The following is a 20,818-nucleotide window of genomic DNA, read 5'->3' as shown; positions in this document are numbered from 1 at the left end:
CTATTATATCGGACATTTGATAATAATAATACTAAAAGAGGATCACTAAGGTTGTGTTTCATATCATGGACAAAAAGAGATGAGCTGTCTGTTTAAACGTAGAGCTTCGGCTTAGAAGTTCCTATTTCTCTATTTTTTTCGCTTTGAATAGAACTTTGTTCGGATTGCACGTCTGTTTTGTTAGCCTGGTTACGTGCTTTTTTCGTTTTGACGGGCTCTTTATTGTCATGAACATTTTCCTCTGTTTCATCAGTTGAGTTTTTTAATCCACGATATAGCTTCCACATCGCTGGTATGTTTTTTACAATTGGGCCATACTGCTGTATCATTGGGCCAAATTGCTGAGCTGTGTTTAATACTTTTTGTGTATTTTCTAAGAAACCTGTAATGGCTCCAGGATTGCTAAGGTTTTTTAGGATTCCTCCTGCACCATTACCTCCAGCTCCAGCTGCTCTGCTCGCTGATTGCAGCGGTGCTGCCCCCAAACCATGAGTCTGAGAGCGAGGAGGGTTCCCACGCCCTAACAGCTTGGATAATAAGCCTCCGCCCCCTCGTCTCATTTGCGATGGTCCAACAGGTCCTCTAAACCCTCCTCCTGACATAGGGGAAAAGGGAGAGGGCCCCATTGGCGGTCGGGAAGGCATTTGATTCCTATAAGGGTGCCGATGAAATCCCCCGTGAAAAGGCGCCCTTGGTCCATGTATCATAACATGACCTCCAATCTATTCTCTATTAGTAATAAACTATGCATAATTTACAAAATGGTTTTCGGACTTTTTTTCTTTAAATAAACAAATATAAAGTAAAAATGATGATAAAGAAGGTATAAGTGGTTATTTCATGCAATTTTTATTATAATAACAGGATGATTACATGAATCGACAAACAAGGAGCTATATAAATGAAGGATAATAAGTTTGAACGTTATGAGTTTAAAACATTTATTATGGAAGCAGTGAAGGATTTAGGCTTTTATGAGCCAACTGAAATACAGGAAAGATTATTTCCAACCGTATTAAAAGGTGATAGCGCCATCGGGCAATCACAAACGGGGACTGGTAAAACGCATGCGTATATTTTGCCGATATTACAAAAAGTTGATTATGAAAAGCAGGAGGTACAAGCTGTCATTACTGCCCCAACAAGAGAACTGGCAAGCCAAATCTATCATGAAATTCTAAAGGTTACCAAGCATTGTCAAGAGGGCCAAGGCATATCAGCCCGTTGCTATGTTGGTGGAACAGATAAACAGAGATCCATTGAGAAATTACGAACACAGCCCCAAATTGTTGTCGGAACTCCTGGAAGAATTAATGATTTGATTAAGGAACATGCTTTATTTGTCCATACTGCTAATATGCTTGTTGTGGATGAAGCGGATCTCATGCTTGATATGGGCTTTATCGAGGATGTGGATCAGATTGCAGCAAGAATGCCTGAAAAGCTGCAGATGCTGATCTTTTCCGCAACCATTCCAGAAAAATTAAAACCATTTTTAAAAAAGTATATGGAAAATCCGAAATACATTCAAATCGAACCAGCTCAGGTGACAGCTGCCAAAATAGAACATTGGATTATGCCATCTCGCCATCGCAATAAAGTTAAGCTTGTCTATGAAGCATTAAATGTTTACAATCCGTATTTAGCTATCGTTTTTACAAATACGAAAAAAATGGCGGATGAAGTGGCTGATTCTTTAATAAATAAAGGATTGAAAGTGGGCCGAATTCACGGTGATCTTAATCCTCGTGAACGTAAAAAAATGATGAAGCAAATTAAAGATCTGGAATTCCAATATATTGTTGCCACTGATTTAGCTGCTAGAGGGATCGATATTCAAGGAATCAGTCATGTTGTTAACTATGAATTGCCTGCTGATTTAGATTTTTATATACACCGTGTCGGGAGAACAGCCCGTGCAGGTAATTCTGGTATTGCACTGACCATTTATGAAACATCTGATGAAGATGCATTAAATCGTCTAGAAAAAATGGGGATCGATTTCCGCCACGTTGATCTTCAAAAAGGGGAATGGGCGGATTTAGGCAAGAGAAATAAGCGTAAAAGCCGCCAGAAGCAGACGGATGAAATCGATAAACAGGCACAGTCGATTGTTCAAAAGCCAAAAAAGGTAAAGCCTGGATATAAAAAGAAAATGCAATCTGAAATAGAAAGCTTCAAAAAACGCCAAAAAAGATTACAGCGTAAAAAATAATCTTCAAAGGGAGAGAGGAAACCTTTATGTTGAAAATTGGTTCACACGTATCAATGAGTGGAAAGGACATGCTTTTAGCTGCCAGTAGGGAAGCCGTATCGTACGGGTCAAATACCTTTATGATTTATACTGGCGCCCCACAGAATACGAGAAGAAAAAAGATCGAGGATTTGAATATTGAAGCTGGCCTGAAGCATATGGCGGAAAATGGAATATCTGATATTGTAGTCCATGCACCTTATATTATTAATATTGGAAATACTGAAAATCCGAGTACTTTTGAGCTAGGGGTTAATTTCTTGAGAACGGAAATTGATCGTACAGAGGCAATAGGGGCAAAGCAAATAGTTTTACACCCTGGTGCCCATGTTGGAGCGGGGACAGAGGCCGGAATTAAGAAAATTGTTGAAGGGCTTAACGAGGTCTTAAAAGGGGACGAAAAAGTCCAAATCGCCCTTGAAACGATGGCTGGAAAAGGCTCTGAATGCGGAAAATCCTTTGAAGAGCTAGCAATGATCATAGACGGTGTTAATTATAATGACCATCTTTCAATCTGTTTTGATACTTGTCATACACATGATGCCGGCTATAACATTGTCGAAGACTTTGATGGGGTATTAGATCAATTTGATCGTATTATTGGGCTTGACCGTTTGAAGGTATTGCATATTAACGATAGTAAAAATGAGCTCGGGATGCGGAAGGACCGTCATGAGAATATTGGCTTTGGCCATATTGGCTTTAAAGCATTAAATTATATTGTCCACCATCCCCAGTTGAAAGATATCCCAAAAATTCTAGAGACGCCTTTCGTTGGAGAGGACAAGAATAATAAAAAAGCACCATATAAACATGAAATAGCAATGTTGCAAACTAAAGAATTTAACGATAATCTTCTGGATATAATTATGCAAGGATAACTCATTAATAAATGAAGAAAAAGCTGTGAAGACTTCGCAGCTTTTTCTATTGGAAAAACAGGGTTTAAATAAAGATTACTTCGAAAACTGAATAAACAATTGGTTAACTTGTTTAGCTGTTTCTGGACCAGCAAGTTTTGCGATTTCTTTAACAAGTTTAGAACGTTCGGCATCATTAAAAATATTAATATTTTTTCCACGCAAAAAAGATGCAATTTTATTTGCTTGCCCCTTCGTAATTGAGATTTGGAATTGAGTTCCATATTTTAATAATTCATCGGCAGTTATATTGCTTATTTTATGATTGATGATATTTTCAAAGATCTTCATCTCTCATCACTCCTCCGTATAACTTTATGAAGGATATAGGAAATTTGTGACAGCAAAGAGTAATTTTGGGAAAAGGGCTTGTTTCTTTACAAACCTTTTTTCATCCTGTATACTTTCATTTGTAAATCGGAATGATTCTTAATTTAAAAAGGTGATACAAAATGGTGGCACATGATAAGCCTATTATAAATATCAATCAACTATCTTATCGATATGGGAAAGAAAATGTCTTGGAGGATATTCATTTAGCCATAGAAGAAGGGGCGTTTCTAGGAATTGTTGGTCCAAATGGTTCGGGGAAATCCACTTTACTAAAACTAATTTTAGGTCTGCTAAAAACGCAAAAAGGTGAAATTCAGCTATTTGGCCAAGACATAAGCAAGTTTAAGGATTGGCACAAAATTGGTTTTGTTTCTCAAAAGGCAAATTCTTTTAACACTGGTTTTCCGGCAACCGTTTATGAAGTTGTAGCTAGTGGGTTAACAAAAAAGCTTGGTCTTTTTAAGTTTATGAATAAAGAAGACAAGCAAAAGGTAGTAGAAGCTATCGGCTCAGTCGGACTTCTCCCTTTTCAACAACGTAATATTGGGGAACTTTCTGGCGGACAGCAACAGCGTGTCTTCATAGCGAGAGCTTTAGTCAGTGATCCGAAACTAATGATTTTGGATGAGCCTACAGTAGGGGTTGACGCACAAAATGTGCAATCCTTTTACCAAATGCTTGATGATCTAAATAAAGATTTAGGGATTACCCTTCTCTTAGTAACTCATGATATTGGAGTCATTTCTGACAAGGTTACCCATGTTGCTTGTTTAAATAAGCATTTACATTTTCATGGGAAAACAAAAGAGTTTGAGCAGTTGAAAATGGAGGAGATGTCTGACTTTTATGGTCATGACATTCATATCTTGACACATAATCATGATCACCATCATCACCAGCATGGAGGAACAGGTCAATGCTAGCGGGGATACTTCAATATGAGTTTTTGCAAAATGCCTTCTTTACGGGAATCATTATTGGAATCATTGCCCCATTATTAGGTGTGTTTATCGTAGTTCGAAGGTTGTCACTCATTGCCGATGCGTTAAGCCATGTTACCCTTGCAGGAATAGCAGCGAGTCTTTTTCTGGAAAAGAAAGTGACAGGATTAAGCGGATTGAATCCAATCTATATGGGAATGGCTTTTTCAGTGACAGGATCCTTATTTATTGAAAAGCTTAGGTCTGTTTATAAGCATTATCAGGAGCTGGCCATCCCGATAATTTTATCCGGAGGGATTGGAATAGGCGTTATTTTTATTTCTCTTGCGGATGGCTTTAATACAGATTTGTTTAGCTATTTATTTGGAAGTGTCAGTGCGGTAAGCCGGGTTGATTTATGGACGATTATGATAATTAGTATTCTTGTCATATCAATGATCTTCCTTCTGTATAAAGAATTATTTTTACTTTCCTTTGATGAAGAGCATGCAAAGGCTTCAGGGATAGCAGCAAGAGGAGTTCATTTTATATTTATCATCATGGTTGCACTTGTGATTGCCGCTTCGATGCGCATTGTGGGTATTCTGCTGGTTTCGGCTTTAATGACCTTGCCTGTCGCAGCCAGTATTCGTATTTCAAAGGGGTTTAAACAAACCATCTTATTTTCAGTGTTATTTGGTGAAACCTCCGTATTAGGCGGGCTGACACTTTCCTATTATTTAGATATAGCTCCAGGCGGAACAATCGTTATGATCGCAGTCTTCATATTAATTATGACTATTTTATTTAAAAAAATCAGAACCAGCATTTAGCACATCAAACATAGAGTTCATTTATGAGGTGAATGAAGTGGATACCAATGAGGCATTACAGCTTTTAAAGGAAAAGGGATATAAGCATACTGGAAAAAGAGAAGAGATGCTGCAGTTTTTTGCTAATAGCAATAAATATTTAACAGCACGTGATGTTTTAACTTGGATGAAGGATGATTATCCAGGCTTGAGCTTCGATACCATTTATAGAAATTTATCTTTATTTGTTGAACTTGGCATTTTTGAAATGACCGAACTTTCTGGTGAAAAGCATTTTCGCTTTACATGTGCGCATGAACATCATCATCATCATTTTATTTGTATGGATTGTGGGAAAACAAAGGAAATTGATACATGCCCAATGCAGGAGCTTCAGGACAATTTAAAGGGCTATGATATTTCTGGTCATAAGTTTGAGATATATGGACGCTGCCCTGAATGTGTCAGTTAAGGAAAAATAAAAAACGGCATCATGCCGTTTTTTATTTGCCTTCTCTTATCCATCTATCTACCCATTCGTTTGCTTCTATCCAGTTGTTGACGCGAATCACTCCAGGAGGTATTGGATCCTGGTTATATGGAGTATCGAATAATATTACTGGAATTTGGCATTCCTCGTGTATCATTACAGCATTATCATGCTTATCCTCGAAAAAGATATCGACTTTGTAATCTTTGGCTGTTTTTACCTTATAATGTGTTCCAATTAACTCAATATGATGAAAAGATAGCGCATGCTTTAAAAACCATTCCTCTGTTAGCTTCAGTAAATGTGAACCCCTGGCGCTAATGATAAATAATTCATGCTCCTTTTCCCATTTATTTAAAACCTCCTTAGCACCTGCAGCAAGCGGTGATTGAGCATAAATGAGAGGCTCACTTTCGGCAAACCAATGAGCAAACTCATCCTTAGTTATGTCTACCAAATGAGTTAAATCATATTCCTTTACATCATTTAAAGTAATATTTAAATTAAAGGCTTTATTAATATATGGGATCAGTGAGGTCGGACATGTCACAGTCCCATCAATATCTATTCCAAACCGCTTTATCATTTCTTATACTCTCCTTTAAACAAGTTCATCTTTTATCTTATCAGAAGTATGTATTTGGCTAAAGGAAATTAGTAAAAACATGGGGGACAGTAAAACATTAACATCTTTAAAATAGCCATTTCCGTAAACAATATTAATGCTCCAAAAAACTTTTAACGGGAATCGAAAGAGCTTTGTGAGTATTTTAGGACTTGCTTGACCTCCTATTTACAGCAAATAAACCTTTGTTTCCCAGGAAAAGTCGGGTTGCAAAATGGAAAGTGATGTTTCCATATTTGAAAGCGAGGGATTTGGATGGCAGATCAAGAACGTGATTACGAGGATTATGATCTTCGTCAAGCGAATGAAATTGGGGATAGGAACCAATATGGAGCTGCGGACTATACTGAAGAAACCTCTGCTGAGATTGCTGCGCCTATTTCGTTAGACAGGGGAAGAACAAATACATTAAGTGAGAGAGATAATGAAACGGAAACAGCAGGAAGAGGAATGGGGATTGCTGCACTAGTACTTTCCATTATCTCATTGTTCGTATTCCCAGTTTTATTTGGAGCAACAGGTATTGTACTTGGATTCGTTGCCCGTCGCAGGGGAGCTTTAAGTTTAGGGAGCTGGGCAATTGGAATCGGAGTAGTATCGATAATTGTTGGGATGTTTATCCTTCCATTTTTTTAAACATAGTCAAATTTAACATGAAAGAAGAGGGTGACATAGTCACCCTCTTCCTTATCCATTACTTTACTGTTTCAGCATTCTTTTTTTCTTCTTCTTGTTTAGCGAAGTACTCTGCCGCAATCTTGTCAATTTCAATTTTTAATTCATCGACCATCGTCTCTTCAGGAACTTTTCGAACAATTTCCCCTTTACGGAATAAGAGACCTTCTCCTCTTGCACCGGCAATACCGATATCTGCCTCACGCGCTTCTCCAGGTCCATTAACTGCGCATCCAAGGACAGCCACTTTAATCGGTGCTTTGATTTTCTGGATATATTCCTCTACTTCATTAGCTATGCTGATTAAATCAATTTCAATTCTGCCGCATGTCGGACAGGAAATTAATGTTGCAGCATTAGAAGAAAGTGCAAACACCTTTAATAATTCACGTGCTACCTTTACTTCTTCAACAGGGTCCGCACTTAAAGAAATTCGAAGTGTGTTTCCAATTCCTTTATTAAGAATAACCCCAAGACCTGCTGCACTTTTCACAGTTCCCGCAAAAAGGGTGCCTGATTCTGTAATTCCAAGATGCAGAGGATAATCAAATGCTTTTGCAGCTTTTTCATATGCTTCAATTGCTAAATTAACATCAGATGCTTTCATCGAAACGATAATATCGTGGAAATCGAGATCTTCAAGAATTTTAATATGGTGAAGGGCACTTTCAACCATTCCATCCGCAGTTGGATAACCGTATTTTTCTAAAATCTTTTTCTCCAATGAACCTGCATTGACCCCGATGCGGATAGGGATCCCTTTTTCTTTTGCTGCCTTTACAACCGCCTCTACTTTCTCACGCTTTCCGATATTCCCTGGATTGATTCTTATTTTATCTGCTCCGCCTTCAATGGCTTTCAGAGCAAGCTTATAGTCAAAATGAATATCGACAACGAGCGGAATATTAATTTGTTTTTTAATATCTGCAATCGCGTTAGCAGCTCTTTCGTCCGGACATGCTACGCGTACGATTTGACAGCCAGCCTCTTCTAAACGTTTTATTTCAGCTACAGTAGCCTCGACATCATGTGTTTTAGTTGTCGTCATACTTTGGATAAACAGTTCGTTACTGCCGCCAATCGTTAATGGTCCAACCTTAACTGGACGTGTTTTTGTACGATGTATGATTTCACTCAATGGAGATTCGCTCCTTCTATTAACAGTTCTTAATAATACATTTTTTGAATCCATTGCTATTGTATCAATGTTTCATTGAAATTGACAAGAATGATGGTTTATCCAGCAGTGGTAAATTTTTAACTTCATTCAGAAGAAGTCTCCTACTTCTTAAGTGGGAAATGACTGCCAAAGGGCATTGATGTTTAGTTGCGATAATCAGGAAACTTATATAGATAGCCTGATTTGATTTTTTCAGGGCTCAAGCCATTATTTAATACTTTAAAATCAGAAATGACTTTGGAAATTGAAACTGTAAGTGGACCATCGATATTATTTTCTACAAGCGATAAAACTGTATCTCCAGATGACACTTTTTTTTCAAAATAGGGCATCGATGTTTCGTTTTTCGCCATTGCTTCAATAACTGGTTCTTCTGCAGCAGGAAGTGGAAGTGTCCCTTTTGTCAGGTCAAAATAAATAACATAAATAACAAGGACTGATAGTAGAAAGAGAGCAAGACGTTTCATATAGGAAAACCCCCGGAATAAATTAGCTGTTTACCTAATATGTATGCTTGTACGAAAAATATAGAACTTTAGTTGGAAAAATTAATGGAAATATTACTAACTCTTTACAATATCTTAATATTTTTCTGACATAATGAAAGTGATTTTGGAAGGGGGAAATTATTTGTTAATGGGGAAGATTCAAGCTGCAACACGAACATTATTGGCAAAAATTACTCTGCAATCAAGACTGCTTGTTCTAATATTAGGTTTACTCCTATTGACAGTTTCATCTATAGCCTATATCTCTTATGGAAAATCAAAGGATACGGCAGTAAATTTAATAGAACAGCGATTGATAAAAGAAGTAAAATCTATTTATGATCTGTCTCAAAATCTTATGCTTATCTATGTAGGCAATGAAGACAAATTTAATAAAAAAATGAATCAAGTGATTAAAAGCCAGGATGCACAGCTTGCACAGGATGGACTAAGTGGGAGCTTTTTCTTGATTAATGAAAAAGGAGCTAGTCCATTCCAAATTAGTAAAAATACGAAGATCAAATTTTCCCAATCCACGATAGATAAAATAATGAAAAAGCAAAACGGGCTCATCCATCAAAATATAGAAGGCGACCATTACACTATTTCATTTCAGTCCGTTCAAGAGCTAAAAGGAATTTATGTCATTGCTATCCCGCAAAGTCAATATTTAAAAGAAGTTAATGACATGGCCAAATACATAATAATTGCCGTCATCATAAGTCTTTCCATTACCTCAGTCATTGTTATTTTATTGGTAAGAAATTTAACAAGCCCATTATTAAGACTGAGAGAGGTTATGAAGGAAGCACGGAATGGAAATTTAGATGTTCAAGTTAAGGCAAACACAACTACACCAGAAATTACATCTCTTATCAAAAGCTTCGATGCGATGATTACACAAATGAGCTCGCTTTTATACAAAATAACGGCTACTACACATGATTTATCAGAAACTGGCGGGGACCTGCAGCATATATCCGGTGAGGTAATGACGGAAAACGAGCAGTTAATGAAGGCTATTCAAATTGTGAAGCTGGGTGCTGAGCAAACAGCCAGCAGTTCAGATGACAGTATCCAAATGTTTCAAAGCATGAGAGGGTCAATCAATAATATTTTTGAACATATGAATGAAGTTATGAATAAAACACAATCGATGAATGAATCGGCTCATGATGGAGAGCTGAGTGTCGGAAATTTAATTGAAGCATTTCATCACTTAAGTGATGAATTCAAAAACGTATCGGCAACCGTTCAGCATGTGAAGGAACACTCAGCATCTATCGCTGAAATTGTTACATTTATCCAGCAGATGGCAGGGCAAACAAAGCTTCTTGCATTAAATGCAGCCATCGAAGCAGCGCGAGCGGGAGAAGCCGGCAGCGGCTTTGCAGTGGTTGCAAACGAAGTACGAAAATTGGCGGAGCAATCTTCACATGCAACAGAAGAAATAAAAGATACAATCGAAAACATGGAACTAATCTCTTTAAAGGCATCGAATGAATTCGAGGACATGCTTGTTCACTTTCAATCCCATCTTGAAACGGCATCGGTCAGCAAGAAATCATTTGATGTGTTAATGCTCGAAATTGCGGCGGTAAGTGAAATGATTCGTCATGCCCAGGGTGAATTAGTTGGGCTGAATGATACACTGCCTAAGATGGAAGCTGCTGCTGAAAACTTTGTCTCTGTCTCGCAGGAAACCTTTGCAAGCGCAGAACAGGTTGTTGAAGCATCTCATAAACAAATGATCAAAGTAAGAAAAAACCATGAAGCTGGGGAAAAGCTGAAGGAACTTTCTCAATCACTAGCCAAGCTGAATGCTGAGTTTCGCTATTCACAAGGTGTACAATAATTATATAGAGCAAAAAAAGTAAAACGCGCTATTTGCGCGTTTTACTTTTTTTCTTTTGGCTGGGGGATCTCTTTAATGGTTAGAAACAGCATGATATAAGCAACAAACCAATTGATAAGCACTCCATTTGGTACATCCGTTTGAAGACTATGCATAATTGTAAAAAAGATAGTTGGCAGTGTGACGCTATACGCTGCTAGCCGCCAGGTGTGGCGGTATTGAATATTTCTATTTAGCATTTTTTTCACAAACAAACCAAGTAAGGCAAGGAAAGAAACTTCAATAAATTTCGCCCCGCTTGCAAATATAAGAATGACAGCAGCTAATAACGGAATAATGATTCCTAGTGAGGAATTTACAGTTGCAAGAATCCCGAGCAAATCATCATTTGTAATCGAAAGATCACTAAACATAGAGTAAGGCAATGATTGAACCTGCCCGCCAGCGATAAAATAGGCGTCATTTTTCAAGATGGCAATCGTATTTTTGCTATTATTTAATTCTTTCGTGTCTACAGTACCTGTCGAATCAAAAATAATTGTAAAATTCTCCTTGTTGAGGATAACGGGAGCTTCTTTTTCAGAATGGAGTTCTCCATTATCAATATAAAATGGAGGCAGCTCAGACCCTAGGCTTTTTTCTACTTCATTAACTCCATCTATTAATCCAGAACTTAAATAGTATATGGATGGAAGGATAGAAATTAAGGTAAGGAAAAAGACATATAGGATCGTTTTTCCAATCCCTTGAAATCGGAACATAGCAATGTCTCTTGGAGAATAAAGGCTTTTAAATAATTGTTTAAAAATATTCATTTAGACACACCCTTAGAAAAGTTCATCATTTTATTTTAACTTGATAAAAACATCTGTACAAGCTTTTAATATTTGATTAGTTTTTTCTGAAAACCGTAACACAACTGTAATATAAAGCTCTTTTGTTAAGGTATTGTAAATTTAAACTAAGTTCCCTTTACTTCCTGTTAACATTCTTTAATAATTGTAGAGGGTTTGATGAAAAATGTCGAATTAATGATTAGGAGTTGTGGAAAAGTTGGAACTGAATTTTCAGCAGATGCTTTTTGAATTTTTAGGTGGCCTGGGAATTTTTTTATTTGGTCTTAAATATATGGGTGACGGTCTGCAGAAATCGGCAGGCGATCGACTTAGAGACTTATTAGATCGATTCACCACCAACCCTGTTATGGGTGTACTAACAGGAATTCTTGTTACTATTGCAATACAGAGCAGTTCAGCAACAACAGTTATTACCGTTGGTTTAGTTAGCGCTGGTTTTATGACGTTGCGTCAAGCAATCGGAGTCATTATGGGTGCGAATATAGGGACCACGGTTACCGCGTTTATCATTGGAATTGATGTTGGAGCATATGCCTTACCAATTATTGCTGCTGGTGCAATATTACTATTCTTCTTTAAAAATAAAAAGGTCCATAATTTTGGACAAATCGTTTTTGGATTCGGTGCTTTATTCTATGGATTAGAACTAATGAGTGCAGGAATGAAGCCTCTTAGAGCTCTAGAATCTTTTCATGAATTAACAGTTAATTTAAGTGCAAATCCGATTTTAGGAGTAATTGTAGGAACTGTGTTTACAGTGATTGTACAAAGCTCCAGCGCAACCATTGGGATTTTGCAGGGATTATTTTCAGAAAACCTTGTTGATTTAAAAGCTGCTCTGCCAGTCCTGTTTGGAGATAATATTGGAACGACTATCACTGCTGTATTAGCTTCCATTGGAGCTTCTGTTGCAGCAAAAAGAGCTGCAGCTGTCCATGTATTATTTAATTTAATCGGGACAACTATATTTTTATTATTATTAAAGCCATTTACTTTATTAATAGGAAATATACAAGCCGGAATGGGATTGAACCCAGAAATGACTATCGCTTTTGCACATGGGATCTTCAATGCTTCCAATACAATTTTGCAGCTGCCATTTGTTGCTGTACTAGCTTTTATTGTGACGAAATTAATTCCTGGAGAGGACTCAGTCATTGAATATAAAGCAAAACACTTGGATCCAGTTTTTATAGAGCAATCCCCTTCTATTGCATTAGGTCAAGCAAAAGAGGAAGTTTTGCGCATGGGTCATTTCTCTATTAAAGGTTTAGAAGAAACACATGAATATTTAAAAACAAAGCTTCAAAAGCATTCCGATAATGCAATGCAAATTGAAGATGCGCTAAATAATTTGGATCGGAAAATTACTGATTATTTAGTAGAGCTATCGACAAGCTCATTATCCGAACATGAATCAGAAGAGCATACAATGCTCATGGATGCAGTAAGGGATATTGAGCGGGTTGGTGATCATTATGAGAATATTATTGAGCTTATTGAATATCAATTAGCTAATAAAGTCTTAATTTCCGATTCAGCAATGGCTGATTTGGACGATATGTTTATGCTAACTATTTCGACTGTTTCAGAAGCTTTAGAAGCCTTGGATCATAATGATAAAGAAGCAGCCTTGCATGTTGTACAAAAAGAAGAAGAAATTGATAAGATGGAAAGAAAGCTTCGTAAACAGCATATTCTTCGCTTGAATGAGGGTCAGTGCTCAGCTCAAGCTGGTATCGTATATGTTGATATTGTAAGTAATTTAGAGAGAATTGGCGATCATGCAGTGAATATTGCAGAAGCGATTTTAGGAGAAGATGATTAATTCATGTAAAGAGTAAGGAGGGGACTCCTTACTCTTTAATTATTTATTAGGATATATTATAAGATTTAGGGAAATGTATATGAGTGGAGAAGCATTTTTATTGAAACGATTATCCAACTTTGGTAATCTTAGAATGTACCATAAAGAATGATTCTAATTTCAGAATTATAAGAAATTTAGAAACATTTGAGTGGAAAATTATTTTTACATAGGAGGAATTTATTATGGCATTTGAATTACCACAATTACCTTATGCTTATGATGCTTTAGAACCAAATATCGACAAAGAAACGATGAATATTCATCACACTAAGCACCATAACACTTACGTAACAAACTTAAATAACGCATTAGAAGGAAATGAAGAGCTTCTTTCTAAATCAGTTGAAGAAGTCATTGCAAACTTAGATGCTGTTCCAGAAGCTGCACGTACAGCAGTGCGCAATAATGGGGGCGGACATGCAAACCACTCTTTATTCTGGCAAGTCATTTCTCCAAATGGCGGCGGCGAGCCAACTGGCGAATTAGCTGACGCTATTAATGGAAAATTCGGAAGCTTTGATAGCTTTAAAGAAGAATTTGCTAAAGCTGCTACGACACGCTTCGGTTCTGGCTGGGCATGGCTTGCAGTAAATAATGGCGAGCTTGAAGTTACAAGCACACCAAATCAAGATTCTCCATTAATGGAAGGCAAAACTCCAATTCTTGGATTAGATGTTTGGGAGCATGCATATTATTTAAAATATCAAAACCGCCGTCCAGACTACATCGGTGCATTCTGGAATGTTGTAAACTGGGATGAGGTTTCAAAGCGCTATACAGCTGCAAAGTAAATAAATATTACTGAACATGGCAGGGGGAGGTCTTTGCCATGTTTTTTATTATTCTTGAAAAAATGGTATAAGAGTATTTGCTTTGTTAGAAACTACCCTTTAGACACAAAGGGGAGTTTTTTTATGAGTAAGGTTAAAAAATTGATCGGTGAAGTTGAATTAACGAAAGATTTAGGGTTACTGCTTATTATCGGGGGTCTATATTCATTAAGTGTGGCCCTGTCAAATACGTTTGTGAATATTTATCTTTGGAAGCAGTCAGGTGATTTTAAAGATTTAGGGTTGTATAATCTTACCGTTGTTGTCATTCAGCCGTTAACGTTTATTTTGGCAGGCAGGTGGGCAAAGAAAGTAGATCGCGTAATTGTCCTCCGAATTGGCGTTATTTTTCTTGCCGCCTTCTATTTATCTGTATTAATAATAGGGACACAAGCATCAAAATTTTTGCTGCTTCTCGGTACCTTGCTTGGCATAGGATATGGTTTTTATTGGCTTGCATTTAATGTTTTAACATTTGAAATCACCGAACCGGAAAATCGGGATTTTTTTAATGGCTTTCTGGGGATTTTATCTTCTGTAGGAGGGATGATTGGTCCGATAGCCGCGGGCTTAGTCATTTCTAAGTTAGAAAAATTCACAGGTTATACAATCATCTTTGGGACATCTTTAGCGTTATTTTCTTTGGCCGTGTTTTTAAGCTTTTTCATAAAAAGACGGCCGGCAAAAGGAAAGTATTATTTTAGAAGAATATTAGCAGAGCGAAAAAATAATAAGAATTGGCAGCTAATCACTAATGCTCACTTCTTTCAAGGGCTGCGTGAAGGGACATTTGCATTTGTCATATCTGTTTTTGTTTTTATTTCAACAGGCAGTGAACTTGCCTTAGGGACATATGGACTAGTCAACTCAGGAGTTTCCTTTATCGCATACTATTTCGTTTCCAGGCTCCTAAAAAAGCAGTATCGGAAAAGGGCTATCTTGGTTGGAGGTTTAATATTATATTTGGCGATATTCCTGATTATCTTTGATATCAGCTACTCTAAACTGCTCTTCTATGCAGCCACAATTGCGATAGCTTATCCTCTTCTGCTCGTCCCCTATATATCCATGACATATGATGTAATAGGAAAAGGGTGGAAGGCTGCTGAAATGAGAATCGAATATATTGTCGTAAGGGAAATTTTTGTGAATTTGGGCAGGGTATTTTCAATCCTGTGCTTCCTGGGAGCTGTCACCTTTTTTAACGAGGAAAAAAGCATTCCTATCCTTCTGCTTTTCCTTGGCGCTGGTCACTCCATAATCTATATCTTCGTCAGAAAGATACAGCTTCAATCTGCGTAAGGGAAGAGTGTGAGCTCTTCCCTTCCCTCTTGTTTACAAATATTGCTTTAGCATCTCGCATGTTCTTCCTAGAATAATTTGCTGATTTCTTATAGAATGGGATAAGAGAAATAGAAAGTTACTTGTTAACTAAAGGAAGTGTCGAGATAAATTGAATAAAAAGAAAAAGAAGAAAAAATCACATGTTCCCGTCAGGCTGAACATTTTATTTTTTATTGTATTTGTATTATTTTCAGTGCTAGTCCTTCGGTTGGGCATTGTGCAAATTGTGTATGGCGATGATTATAGGCGAGAAATTGAACGGACAGAGGATGTTACGGTCAATAATCCAGTACCGAGAGGGAAGATGTTTGATCGGACAGGAAAGGTTATTGTAGATAACACTCCACAAAATGCAATAACTTATACAAATCGCGGAGCAAAGCAGGCTGAGATGCTAGAAGTGGCAGAAAGGCTTGCAAAACTAATCGAAAAAGATACCGATAAGGTACAAGAGAGAGATAAAAAAGATTATTGGATCCTGAATAATAAAGACCGTGCTGATGAAAAGGTTTCAGAAAAGGAAATTGATAAATTAAAAGAAAAATTTGAAGGCAAAGAACTTGATAAAGAGATTTATCGTCTAAAGGTTGCTCGTGTTACAGAGGAAGAGTTAAACGAACTCACTGAGAAAGATTTAGAGATTCTTGCCATCTATCGTGATTTTACAAGCGGCTATGCGCTGACGCCGCAAATTGTTAAAAACAAAGATGTTACACCAGAGGAGTTTGCTGTTGTCAGTGAAAATCTTCAGCTTCTCCCAGGGGTTGACACTACAACGGATTGGGAGAGAGCTTATGCTTTTGGTTCAACCTTGAAGTCGGTCCTTGGAAAAATAACGGATTCAGATGAAGGCTTGCCTGCTGAGCAGCTCGATTATTATTTAGCAAGAGATTATAGCCGTAATGATCGTGTAGGAAAAAGCTATATTGAAATGCAATATGAAGATGTGCTGCACGGTCAAAAGGCTAAGGTGAAAAATGTTACTGATAAGGCAGGGAATGTCCTGGAAACAATCCCAATTACCGAAGGCAAAAGAGGGATGGATCTCGTTCTAAGCATTGATATGGATCTTCAAGTCGCAATAGAAAAGATCATCGAAGAAGAATTGAAGGCAGCGAAAGCAAAGGGCGGAACTGCTTTGCTTGATAGGGCTTATGTGGTTTTAATGGATCCGCATACAGGTGAAATTATGACCATGGCAGGAAAGAGAATTGTAAAGAATGAAGAAACGGGCAAAAGCGTAATGCAGGATGATGCACTAGGTAATATAACAACGAGTTATAACGTTGGCTCGACCATTAAGGGGGCAACTATCCTTACAGGCTATAAAACAGGTGTTATTAAGCCTAATACATCTTTTTATGATTCTCCCATACTAATTAGCAGAACCCCACCAAAGAGATCGTGGAAAAACCTTGGTACGATGAATGATATTAATGCACTTAAGTATTCCTCGAACGTTTATATGTTTCATACCGCCATCAGGATTGGTGAAGGGACCTACATTCCTAATGCACCACTTCCGTTAAAACTAGACAAGGGATTTGCAACGTTTAGGGATTCCTTTGCTCAATTTGGTTTAGGAGTTCGAACAGGGATTGATTTACCAAATGAGACAATAGGCTTTAAAGGTTATTACGGAAATGTTCCAGGACTTTTACTTGACTTATCTATCGGTCAGTTTGATACGTACTCCAATATGCAATTAGCTCAATATATTTCTACCATTGCTAATGGAGGAAATCGAATGGAACCTCATATTGTAAAGGAAATTCGTGAGCCACTGCTGGAAAATAATGAGCTGGGGCCGATAGTCCAAGAAATTCAGCCTAAGGTTCTTAATCATGTAGATGCTGAACCAGAATGGTTTGATCGTGTCCAACTCGGCTTCAAAAAAGTTTTTCAAGAGCCGGGCGGAACTGCCTACGGTTATTTCGGCGGGAAAAGTTATAATCCGGCCGGTAAGACCGGTACAGCGGAGGCATTCTATGACGGACCTGAACGCAAAAAGTTTGGTAAAGAACCGCCAGAAGTAATAAACTTAAGTCTTGCAGGATATGCACCTGAAGACAATCCTGAAATTGCAATGGCTGTTATGGTTCCATGGGCATACCAAGGAGGCCGAGGCCATTCTGCCAATTTAGTCATCGGTCAAAGAGTCATGGACACATATTTTGAATTAAAGAAACAGCGGCAAATGGGTAATAATGTCGAGCATGCCACTCAAGATAATGAAAATAGTATGGAAGAAACAGAAGGAGAAGAAACTGAATAAGAAAATAGATAAGGCCTGTCACCATTGTAGTGACAGGCTTTTTTTTCTTTTTTCTGTACCCATCTTTCGACAAATTTACACATGATTTATACCGATTTACAAAAGCTTTACATTCCATTAAAACCGTGTTTACAGTCATTGTATATTCTAATACTCGTAGGACAAATTAAGAAAAAATCTTAGGGGGAATAAAGAAATGAAAAGCTTTAAGTACTTAGCACTATCAGCAATGATTGGGGCAGTGCTGGCATTCACAGCAGCTTGTGGTACAGCAGAAGAAGGAACAACAAACGGTTCTCAAACTGGATCTGAAGGAAACAAGACAGAACAAGCTGGTGAAGAAAATAAGCAACTTCAAGGTGAAATTAAAATCGATGGTTCTTCTACAGTTTTTCCAATCATGGAAGCTGTTGTTGAAGAGTTTGGTATAGAACAGCCTGGAGTAAAAGTTTCTGTTGCATCCTCTGGGACTGGCGGTGGCTTTAAAGCATTTATCGCTGGAACTACTGACTTCAGTAATGCTTCTCGCCCAATTAAAGATGAAGAAAAAGCTCAACTTGAAGAAGCTGGGATTGCATATACTGAATTAAAATTAGCTAATGATGGTCTTTCAGTTGTGGTTAATAAAGATAATGATTGGGTTGATCATTTAACAGTTGATGAGTTGAAGAAAATGTGGGTAGAAGATGGAAAAGCAAGGAAATGGTCTGATATCCGTGAAGGATGGCCGGAAGAAGAAATTAAGTTTTATTCTCCGGGAACAGATTCTGGAACATATGACTACTTCAATGAAGTGATTTTAGAAGATGCACCAATCGTAGAAAAAGCAACACTTTCAGAAGATGATAATGTTCTTGTGCAAGGGGTTGTTGGGGATAAAAATGCAATTGGCTACTTCGGATATGCTTACTACGCTGAAAACAAAGATACATTGAAAGTAGTACCTATTGATGGCGGGAACGGTCCTGTAGAACCAACAAACGAAAGTGTTGAAAGCGGAGAGTATGCTCCATTATCACGTCCACTTTTCACTTATGTAAAGAACGAATCAGTGAAAAAAGAAGAAGTGTATGAATTTGTAAAATTCACTCTTGAAAATGGTGCTGTTCTTGCAGAAGATGTGGGTTACGTAAAATTAAAAGATGAAGATTATAAAAAGGCGTTAGAAACATTAGAAAGTCTTAAGTAATCACTAAAACTTTATGGTGGGGAGCGCGATTATTGTGCTTCTCATCTTGTTGTGGATGGAAGGGGTTTTTTCTTTGGCAATACAAAATTCATCATTTTCTGTACAGGAAATGATTCAAGCAAAAAAACAAAAGAAAAGTGCTAGCTTAAGTGTTGAGAGGGTAGTGCCGTTTCTTTTGTTATTAACAGCTGTTGTTTCTGTATTAACAACTCTTGGAATCGTGTTCACACTGATATTTGAAACATTCACTTTCTTTAGTAAAGTTTCCATTATAGAATACATTACTGCGAAAAAATGGTATCCATTTTCGCCAACACAGGGGTCATATGGCGTAATGCCACTCGTTTTAGGCACGTTAAAGGTAACCATTATTGCTGCAATTGTAGCTGTACCTATTGGATTAGCAACAGCGATTTTTTTGAGTGAGTATGCATCAGACAAAACTCGCAGAATCATTAAACCGATATTAGAAGTATTAGCAGGAATTCCAACGATTGTTTATGGATTTTTTGCCTTAACGTTCGTTACACCAATCTTAAGAGAATTTATTCCTACCCTTGAAATATTTAATGCGTTAAGCCCAGGTATCGTAATTGGGATCATGATTACTCCGATGATTGCATCTCTTTCAGAAGATGCGATGTCTTCTGTACCTAGTTCAATGCGTGAGGGAGCACTCGCATTAGGGTCAACAAAACTGGAAGTATCCTTAAAGGTTGTGCTGCCAGCAGCTATTTCAGGGATTGTTGCTTCGATTGTCCTCGCAGTTTCGCGGGCCATTGGAGAAACAATGATTGTGGCCGTTGCAGGCGGGTCCACTCCAAATATGAATTGGGATGTAACAAGTTCGATTCAAACGATGACTGCCTATATTGTTCAAGTTAGCCAAGGCGATGCAGGATATGGAACGACAATTTACTACAGTATTTATGCTGTAGGATTTACACTATTCTTGTTTACATTATTAATGAACCTATTTGCCCAATTTATCTCTCGTCGTTTTAGGGAGGAATATTAATGAAAACCATTGAACATTCAATAGTTATTAAACGTATGAAAGCAAGACTATTAAAAAATATTCTCTTTAAGACTATATTTTTTACTGCAACGATGTTTGGCTTACTTGTTTTAGGAATATTATTATATCGGATACTCACTCAAGGAATTGCTTATCTCGATTTGCAGTTTTTGCAAAGTCTTCCATCACGAAAGCCTGAGCAGGCAGGTGTTAAAACAGCATTGATTGGTACAGTGTGGCTTATGGGGGTCGTAGCTCCTGTGTCATTATTGTTAGGTGTTGGAACAGCTATTTATTTAGAAGAATATGCGAAGAAAAATCGCTTTACACGTTTTATTCAAATTAACATCTCAAACCTTGCTGGCGTGCCATCGATTGTTTTTGGATTATTGGGGCTTACTGTATTTGTTCGTGCACTTGCGCTTGGAACGAGTGTTTTAGCTGCTGGATTAACGATGAGCTTGTTAGTCCTTCCTATCATAATTGTAGCATCCCAAGAAGCGATAAGATCTGTTCCAAAGGAATTAAGAGAGGCATCTTATGGAATGGGAGCGACAAAGTGGCAGACGATTGTTCAGGTCGTCTTGCCTGCGGCTATTCCGGGTATATTAACAGGCGGAATTCTTGCATTATCAAGAGCTATTGGGGAAACAGCTCCATTAGTCGTTCTTGGATTGCCATTATTCCTTGCATTCTTACCAAAGTCAGTTTTTGATATGTTTACCGTTCTGCCAATGCAAATATATAACTGGACTGGTAGACCTCAAGCGGAATTTCAGTCTATAGCTGCTGCAGGAATTATTGTGCTGCTCGTCATGTTAATTGGCATGAATTCTATCGCTGTATTGATTCGAAATAAATTCCAAAGAAGATATTAGGAGTT

The 20,818-nt window shown here is 37.6% G+C and carries 20 protein-coding genes; 14 read left to right on the top strand and 6 right to left on the bottom strand.

From position 1 onward, the window contains the following. Positions 1 to 92: 92 nt before the first annotated feature. On the bottom strand, positions 93 to 707 hold the full coding sequence (gene vrrA, locus RRV45_RS15545) for a VrrA/YqfQ family protein (RefSeq protein ID WP_315665606.1): 615 nt from the start codon (positions 705 to 707) through the stop codon (positions 93 to 95). A 194-nt stretch (positions 708 to 901) separates the two neighbouring features. Here vrrA and RRV45_RS15540 point away from each other — a divergent pair, with 194 nt between their 5' ends. Continuing rightward, positions 902 to 2,215, top strand: coding sequence for a DEAD/DEAH box helicase (locus tag RRV45_RS15540; protein ID WP_315665605.1), 1,314 nt, complete (start codon positions 902 to 904; stop codon positions 2,213 to 2,215). Between the two features lie 26 nt (positions 2,216 to 2,241). Next, a complete protein-coding gene (locus RRV45_RS15535) occupies positions 2,242 to 3,135 on the top strand; it encodes a deoxyribonuclease IV (RefSeq protein ID WP_315665604.1) in 894 nt (297 codons plus the stop codon). A 75-nt stretch (positions 3,136 to 3,210) separates the two neighbouring features. Here RRV45_RS15535 and RRV45_RS15530 read toward each other — a convergent pair whose 3' ends face one another. Beyond that, positions 3,211 to 3,465 (bottom strand): DUF2624 domain-containing protein, encoded by a 255-nt coding sequence (locus RRV45_RS15530; protein WP_315665603.1) that lies wholly within the window; start codon positions 3,463 to 3,465, stop codon positions 3,211 to 3,213. A gap of 161 nt (positions 3,466 to 3,626) precedes the next feature. On the opposite strand from RRV45_RS15530, the gene RRV45_RS15525 reads away from it, so the two are divergent. From RRV45_RS15525 to RRV45_RS15515, 3 genes are read left to right on the top strand one after another with little or no spacing between them, the layout of a single operon-like run. Then, positions 3,627 to 4,430, top strand: a complete 804-nt coding sequence (locus tag RRV45_RS15525) for a metal ABC transporter ATP-binding protein (protein WP_315665602.1) — start codon at positions 3,627 to 3,629, stop codon at positions 4,428 to 4,430. After that, a complete protein-coding gene (locus RRV45_RS15520; protein WP_315665601.1) occupies positions 4,424 to 5,260 on the top strand; it encodes a metal ABC transporter permease in 837 nt (278 codons plus the stop codon). The genes RRV45_RS15525 and RRV45_RS15520 overlap by 7 nt, the downstream gene beginning before the upstream one ends. Before the next feature lie 37 nt (positions 5,261 to 5,297). Beyond that, positions 5,298 to 5,711: a Fur family transcriptional regulator gene (locus RRV45_RS15515; RefSeq protein WP_315665600.1), complete on the top strand. Its 414-nt coding sequence runs from the start codon at positions 5,298 to 5,300 to the stop codon at positions 5,709 to 5,711. Positions 5,712 to 5,742: 31 nt separating this feature from the next. On the opposite strand, the gene RRV45_RS15510 is transcribed toward RRV45_RS15515, so the two are convergent. Continuing rightward, entirely contained in the window at positions 5,743 to 6,315 is a 573-nt protein-coding gene (locus RRV45_RS15510) for a hypothetical protein (RefSeq protein WP_315665599.1), read from the bottom strand. A 294-nt stretch (positions 6,316 to 6,609) separates the two neighbouring features. Here RRV45_RS15510 and RRV45_RS15505 point away from each other — a divergent pair, with 294 nt between their 5' ends. Continuing rightward, positions 6,610 to 6,990 carry a DUF4190 domain-containing protein gene (locus RRV45_RS15505; protein ID WP_315665598.1) on the top strand — a complete coding sequence of 127 codons (381 nt, stop codon included), beginning with the start codon at positions 6,610 to 6,612 and terminating at the stop codon, positions 6,988 to 6,990. 58 nt (positions 6,991 to 7,048) lie between these two features. Here the strand turns inward: RRV45_RS15505 and ispG are convergent, their stop codons facing one another. Together ispG and RRV45_RS15495 are read right to left on the bottom strand one after the other, a co-directional pair. Continuing rightward, positions 7,049 to 8,221 (bottom strand): flavodoxin-dependent (E)-4-hydroxy-3-methylbut-2-enyl-diphosphate synthase, encoded by a 1,173-nt coding sequence (gene ispG / locus RRV45_RS15500; RefSeq protein ID WP_315665597.1) that lies wholly within the window; start codon positions 8,219 to 8,221, stop codon positions 7,049 to 7,051. Positions 8,222 to 8,352: 131 nt separating this feature from the next. Then, positions 8,353 to 8,676 carry a hypothetical protein gene (locus RRV45_RS15495; RefSeq protein WP_315665596.1) on the bottom strand — a complete coding sequence of 108 codons (324 nt, stop codon included), beginning with the start codon at positions 8,674 to 8,676 and terminating at the stop codon, positions 8,353 to 8,355. A 169-nt stretch (positions 8,677 to 8,845) separates the two neighbouring features. Between RRV45_RS15495 and RRV45_RS15490 the strand changes: the two genes are divergently transcribed. After that, the gene (locus tag RRV45_RS15490) at positions 8,846 to 10,552 is read left to right on the top strand and encodes a methyl-accepting chemotaxis protein (RefSeq protein ID WP_315665595.1); all 1,707 of its coding nucleotides are present in this window, start codon (positions 8,846 to 8,848) and stop codon (positions 10,550 to 10,552) included. 41 nt (positions 10,553 to 10,593) lie between these two features. Here the strand turns inward: RRV45_RS15490 and RRV45_RS15485 are convergent, their stop codons facing one another. Next, entirely contained in the window at positions 10,594 to 11,367 is a 774-nt protein-coding gene (locus RRV45_RS15485; protein ID WP_315665594.1) for a DUF1189 domain-containing protein, read from the bottom strand. A gap of 259 nt (positions 11,368 to 11,626) precedes the next feature. Between RRV45_RS15485 and RRV45_RS15480 the strand changes: the two genes are divergently transcribed. The 7 genes from RRV45_RS15480 (at position 11,627) to pstA (ending at position 20,813) form a co-directional block, all read left to right on the top strand. Beyond that, a complete protein-coding gene (locus tag RRV45_RS15480; RefSeq protein ID WP_410489386.1) occupies positions 11,627 to 13,237 on the top strand; it encodes a Na/Pi cotransporter family protein in 1,611 nt (536 codons plus the stop codon). Between the two features lie 224 nt (positions 13,238 to 13,461). Beyond that, a complete protein-coding gene (locus RRV45_RS15475; protein WP_315665592.1) occupies positions 13,462 to 14,070 on the top strand; it encodes a superoxide dismutase in 609 nt (202 codons plus the stop codon). Between the two features lie 123 nt (positions 14,071 to 14,193). Next, positions 14,194 to 15,411, top strand: coding sequence for an MFS transporter (locus RRV45_RS15470; RefSeq protein ID WP_315665591.1), 1,218 nt, complete (start codon positions 14,194 to 14,196; stop codon positions 15,409 to 15,411). Between the two features lie 151 nt (positions 15,412 to 15,562). Further along, entirely contained in the window at positions 15,563 to 17,728 is a 2,166-nt protein-coding gene (locus tag RRV45_RS15465) for a peptidoglycan D,D-transpeptidase FtsI family protein (protein WP_315665590.1), read from the top strand. Between the two features lie 196 nt (positions 17,729 to 17,924). Next, positions 17,925 to 18,917, top strand: a complete 993-nt coding sequence (locus RRV45_RS15460; RefSeq protein WP_315665589.1) for a PstS family phosphate ABC transporter substrate-binding protein — start codon at positions 17,925 to 17,927, stop codon at positions 18,915 to 18,917. Positions 18,918 to 18,972: 55 nt separating this feature from the next. After that, a complete protein-coding gene (gene pstC / locus RRV45_RS15455) occupies positions 18,973 to 19,935 on the top strand; it encodes a phosphate ABC transporter permease subunit PstC (protein WP_315669049.1) in 963 nt (320 codons plus the stop codon). Then, the gene (gene pstA, locus RRV45_RS15450; protein WP_315665588.1) at positions 19,935 to 20,813 is read left to right on the top strand and encodes a phosphate ABC transporter permease PstA; all 879 of its coding nucleotides are present in this window, start codon (positions 19,935 to 19,937) and stop codon (positions 20,811 to 20,813) included. Before pstC ends, pstA begins: the two co-directional genes overlap by 1 nt. Positions 20,814 to 20,818 lie beyond the last annotated feature (5 nt).

It is taken from the genome of Bacillus sp. DTU_2020_1000418_1_SI_GHA_SEK_038 (assembly GCF_032341175.1).
Lineage (GTDB): Bacteria > Bacillota > Bacilli > Bacillales > Cytobacillaceae > Cytobacillus.
This window is presented reverse-complemented; position numbering and strand designations above follow the sequence as displayed.

What these genes read in the sequence shown, in the direction of transcription:
- vrrA (WP_315665606.1), bottom strand. Translation starts at nt 707, where the DNA reads ATGATACATGGACCAAGGGCGCCTTTTCACGGGGGATTTCATCGGCAC.
- RRV45_RS15540 (WP_315665605.1), top strand. Translation starts at nt 902, where the DNA reads ATGAAGGATAATAAGTTTGAACGTTATGAGTTTAAAACATTTATTATG.
- RRV45_RS15535 (WP_315665604.1), top strand. Translation starts at nt 2,242, where the DNA reads ATGTTGAAAATTGGTTCACACGTATCAATGAGTGGAAAGGACATGCTT.
- RRV45_RS15530 (WP_315665603.1), bottom strand. Translation starts at nt 3,465, where the DNA reads ATGAAGATCTTTGAAAATATCATCAATCATAAAATAAGCAATATAACT.
- RRV45_RS15525 (WP_315665602.1), top strand. Translation starts at nt 3,627, where the DNA reads ATGGTGGCACATGATAAGCCTATTATAAATATCAATCAACTATCTTAT.
- RRV45_RS15520 (WP_315665601.1), top strand. Translation starts at nt 4,424, where the DNA reads ATGCTAGCGGGGATACTTCAATATGAGTTTTTGCAAAATGCCTTCTTT.
- RRV45_RS15510 (WP_315665599.1), bottom strand. Translation starts at nt 6,315, where the DNA reads ATGATAAAGCGGTTTGGAATAGATATTGATGGGACTGTGACATGTCCG.
- RRV45_RS15505 (WP_315665598.1), top strand. Translation starts at nt 6,610, where the DNA reads ATGGCAGATCAAGAACGTGATTACGAGGATTATGATCTTCGTCAAGCG.
- ispG (WP_315665597.1), bottom strand. Translation starts at nt 8,221, where the DNA reads ATGGATTCAAAAAATGTATTATTAAGAACTGTTAATAGAAGGAGCGAA.
- RRV45_RS15495 (WP_315665596.1), bottom strand. Translation starts at nt 8,676, where the DNA reads ATGAAACGTCTTGCTCTCTTTCTACTATCAGTCCTTGTTATTTATGTT.
- RRV45_RS15490 (WP_315665595.1), top strand. Translation starts at nt 8,846, where the DNA reads ATGGGGAAGATTCAAGCTGCAACACGAACATTATTGGCAAAAATTACT.
- RRV45_RS15485 (WP_315665594.1), bottom strand. Translation starts at nt 11,367, where the DNA reads ATGAATATTTTTAAACAATTATTTAAAAGCCTTTATTCTCCAAGAGAC.
- RRV45_RS15480 (WP_410489386.1), top strand. Translation starts at nt 11,627, where the DNA reads ATGCTTTTTGAATTTTTAGGTGGCCTGGGAATTTTTTTATTTGGTCTT.
- RRV45_RS15475 (WP_315665592.1), top strand. Translation starts at nt 13,462, where the DNA reads ATGGCATTTGAATTACCACAATTACCTTATGCTTATGATGCTTTAGAA.
- RRV45_RS15470 (WP_315665591.1), top strand. Translation starts at nt 14,194, where the DNA reads ATGAGTAAGGTTAAAAAATTGATCGGTGAAGTTGAATTAACGAAAGAT.
- RRV45_RS15460 (WP_315665589.1), top strand. Translation starts at nt 17,925, where the DNA reads ATGAAAAGCTTTAAGTACTTAGCACTATCAGCAATGATTGGGGCAGTG.
- pstC (WP_315669049.1), top strand. Translation starts at nt 18,973, where the DNA reads ATGGAAGGGGTTTTTTCTTTGGCAATACAAAATTCATCATTTTCTGTA.
- pstA (WP_315665588.1), top strand. Translation starts at nt 19,935, where the DNA reads ATGAAAACCATTGAACATTCAATAGTTATTAAACGTATGAAAGCAAGA.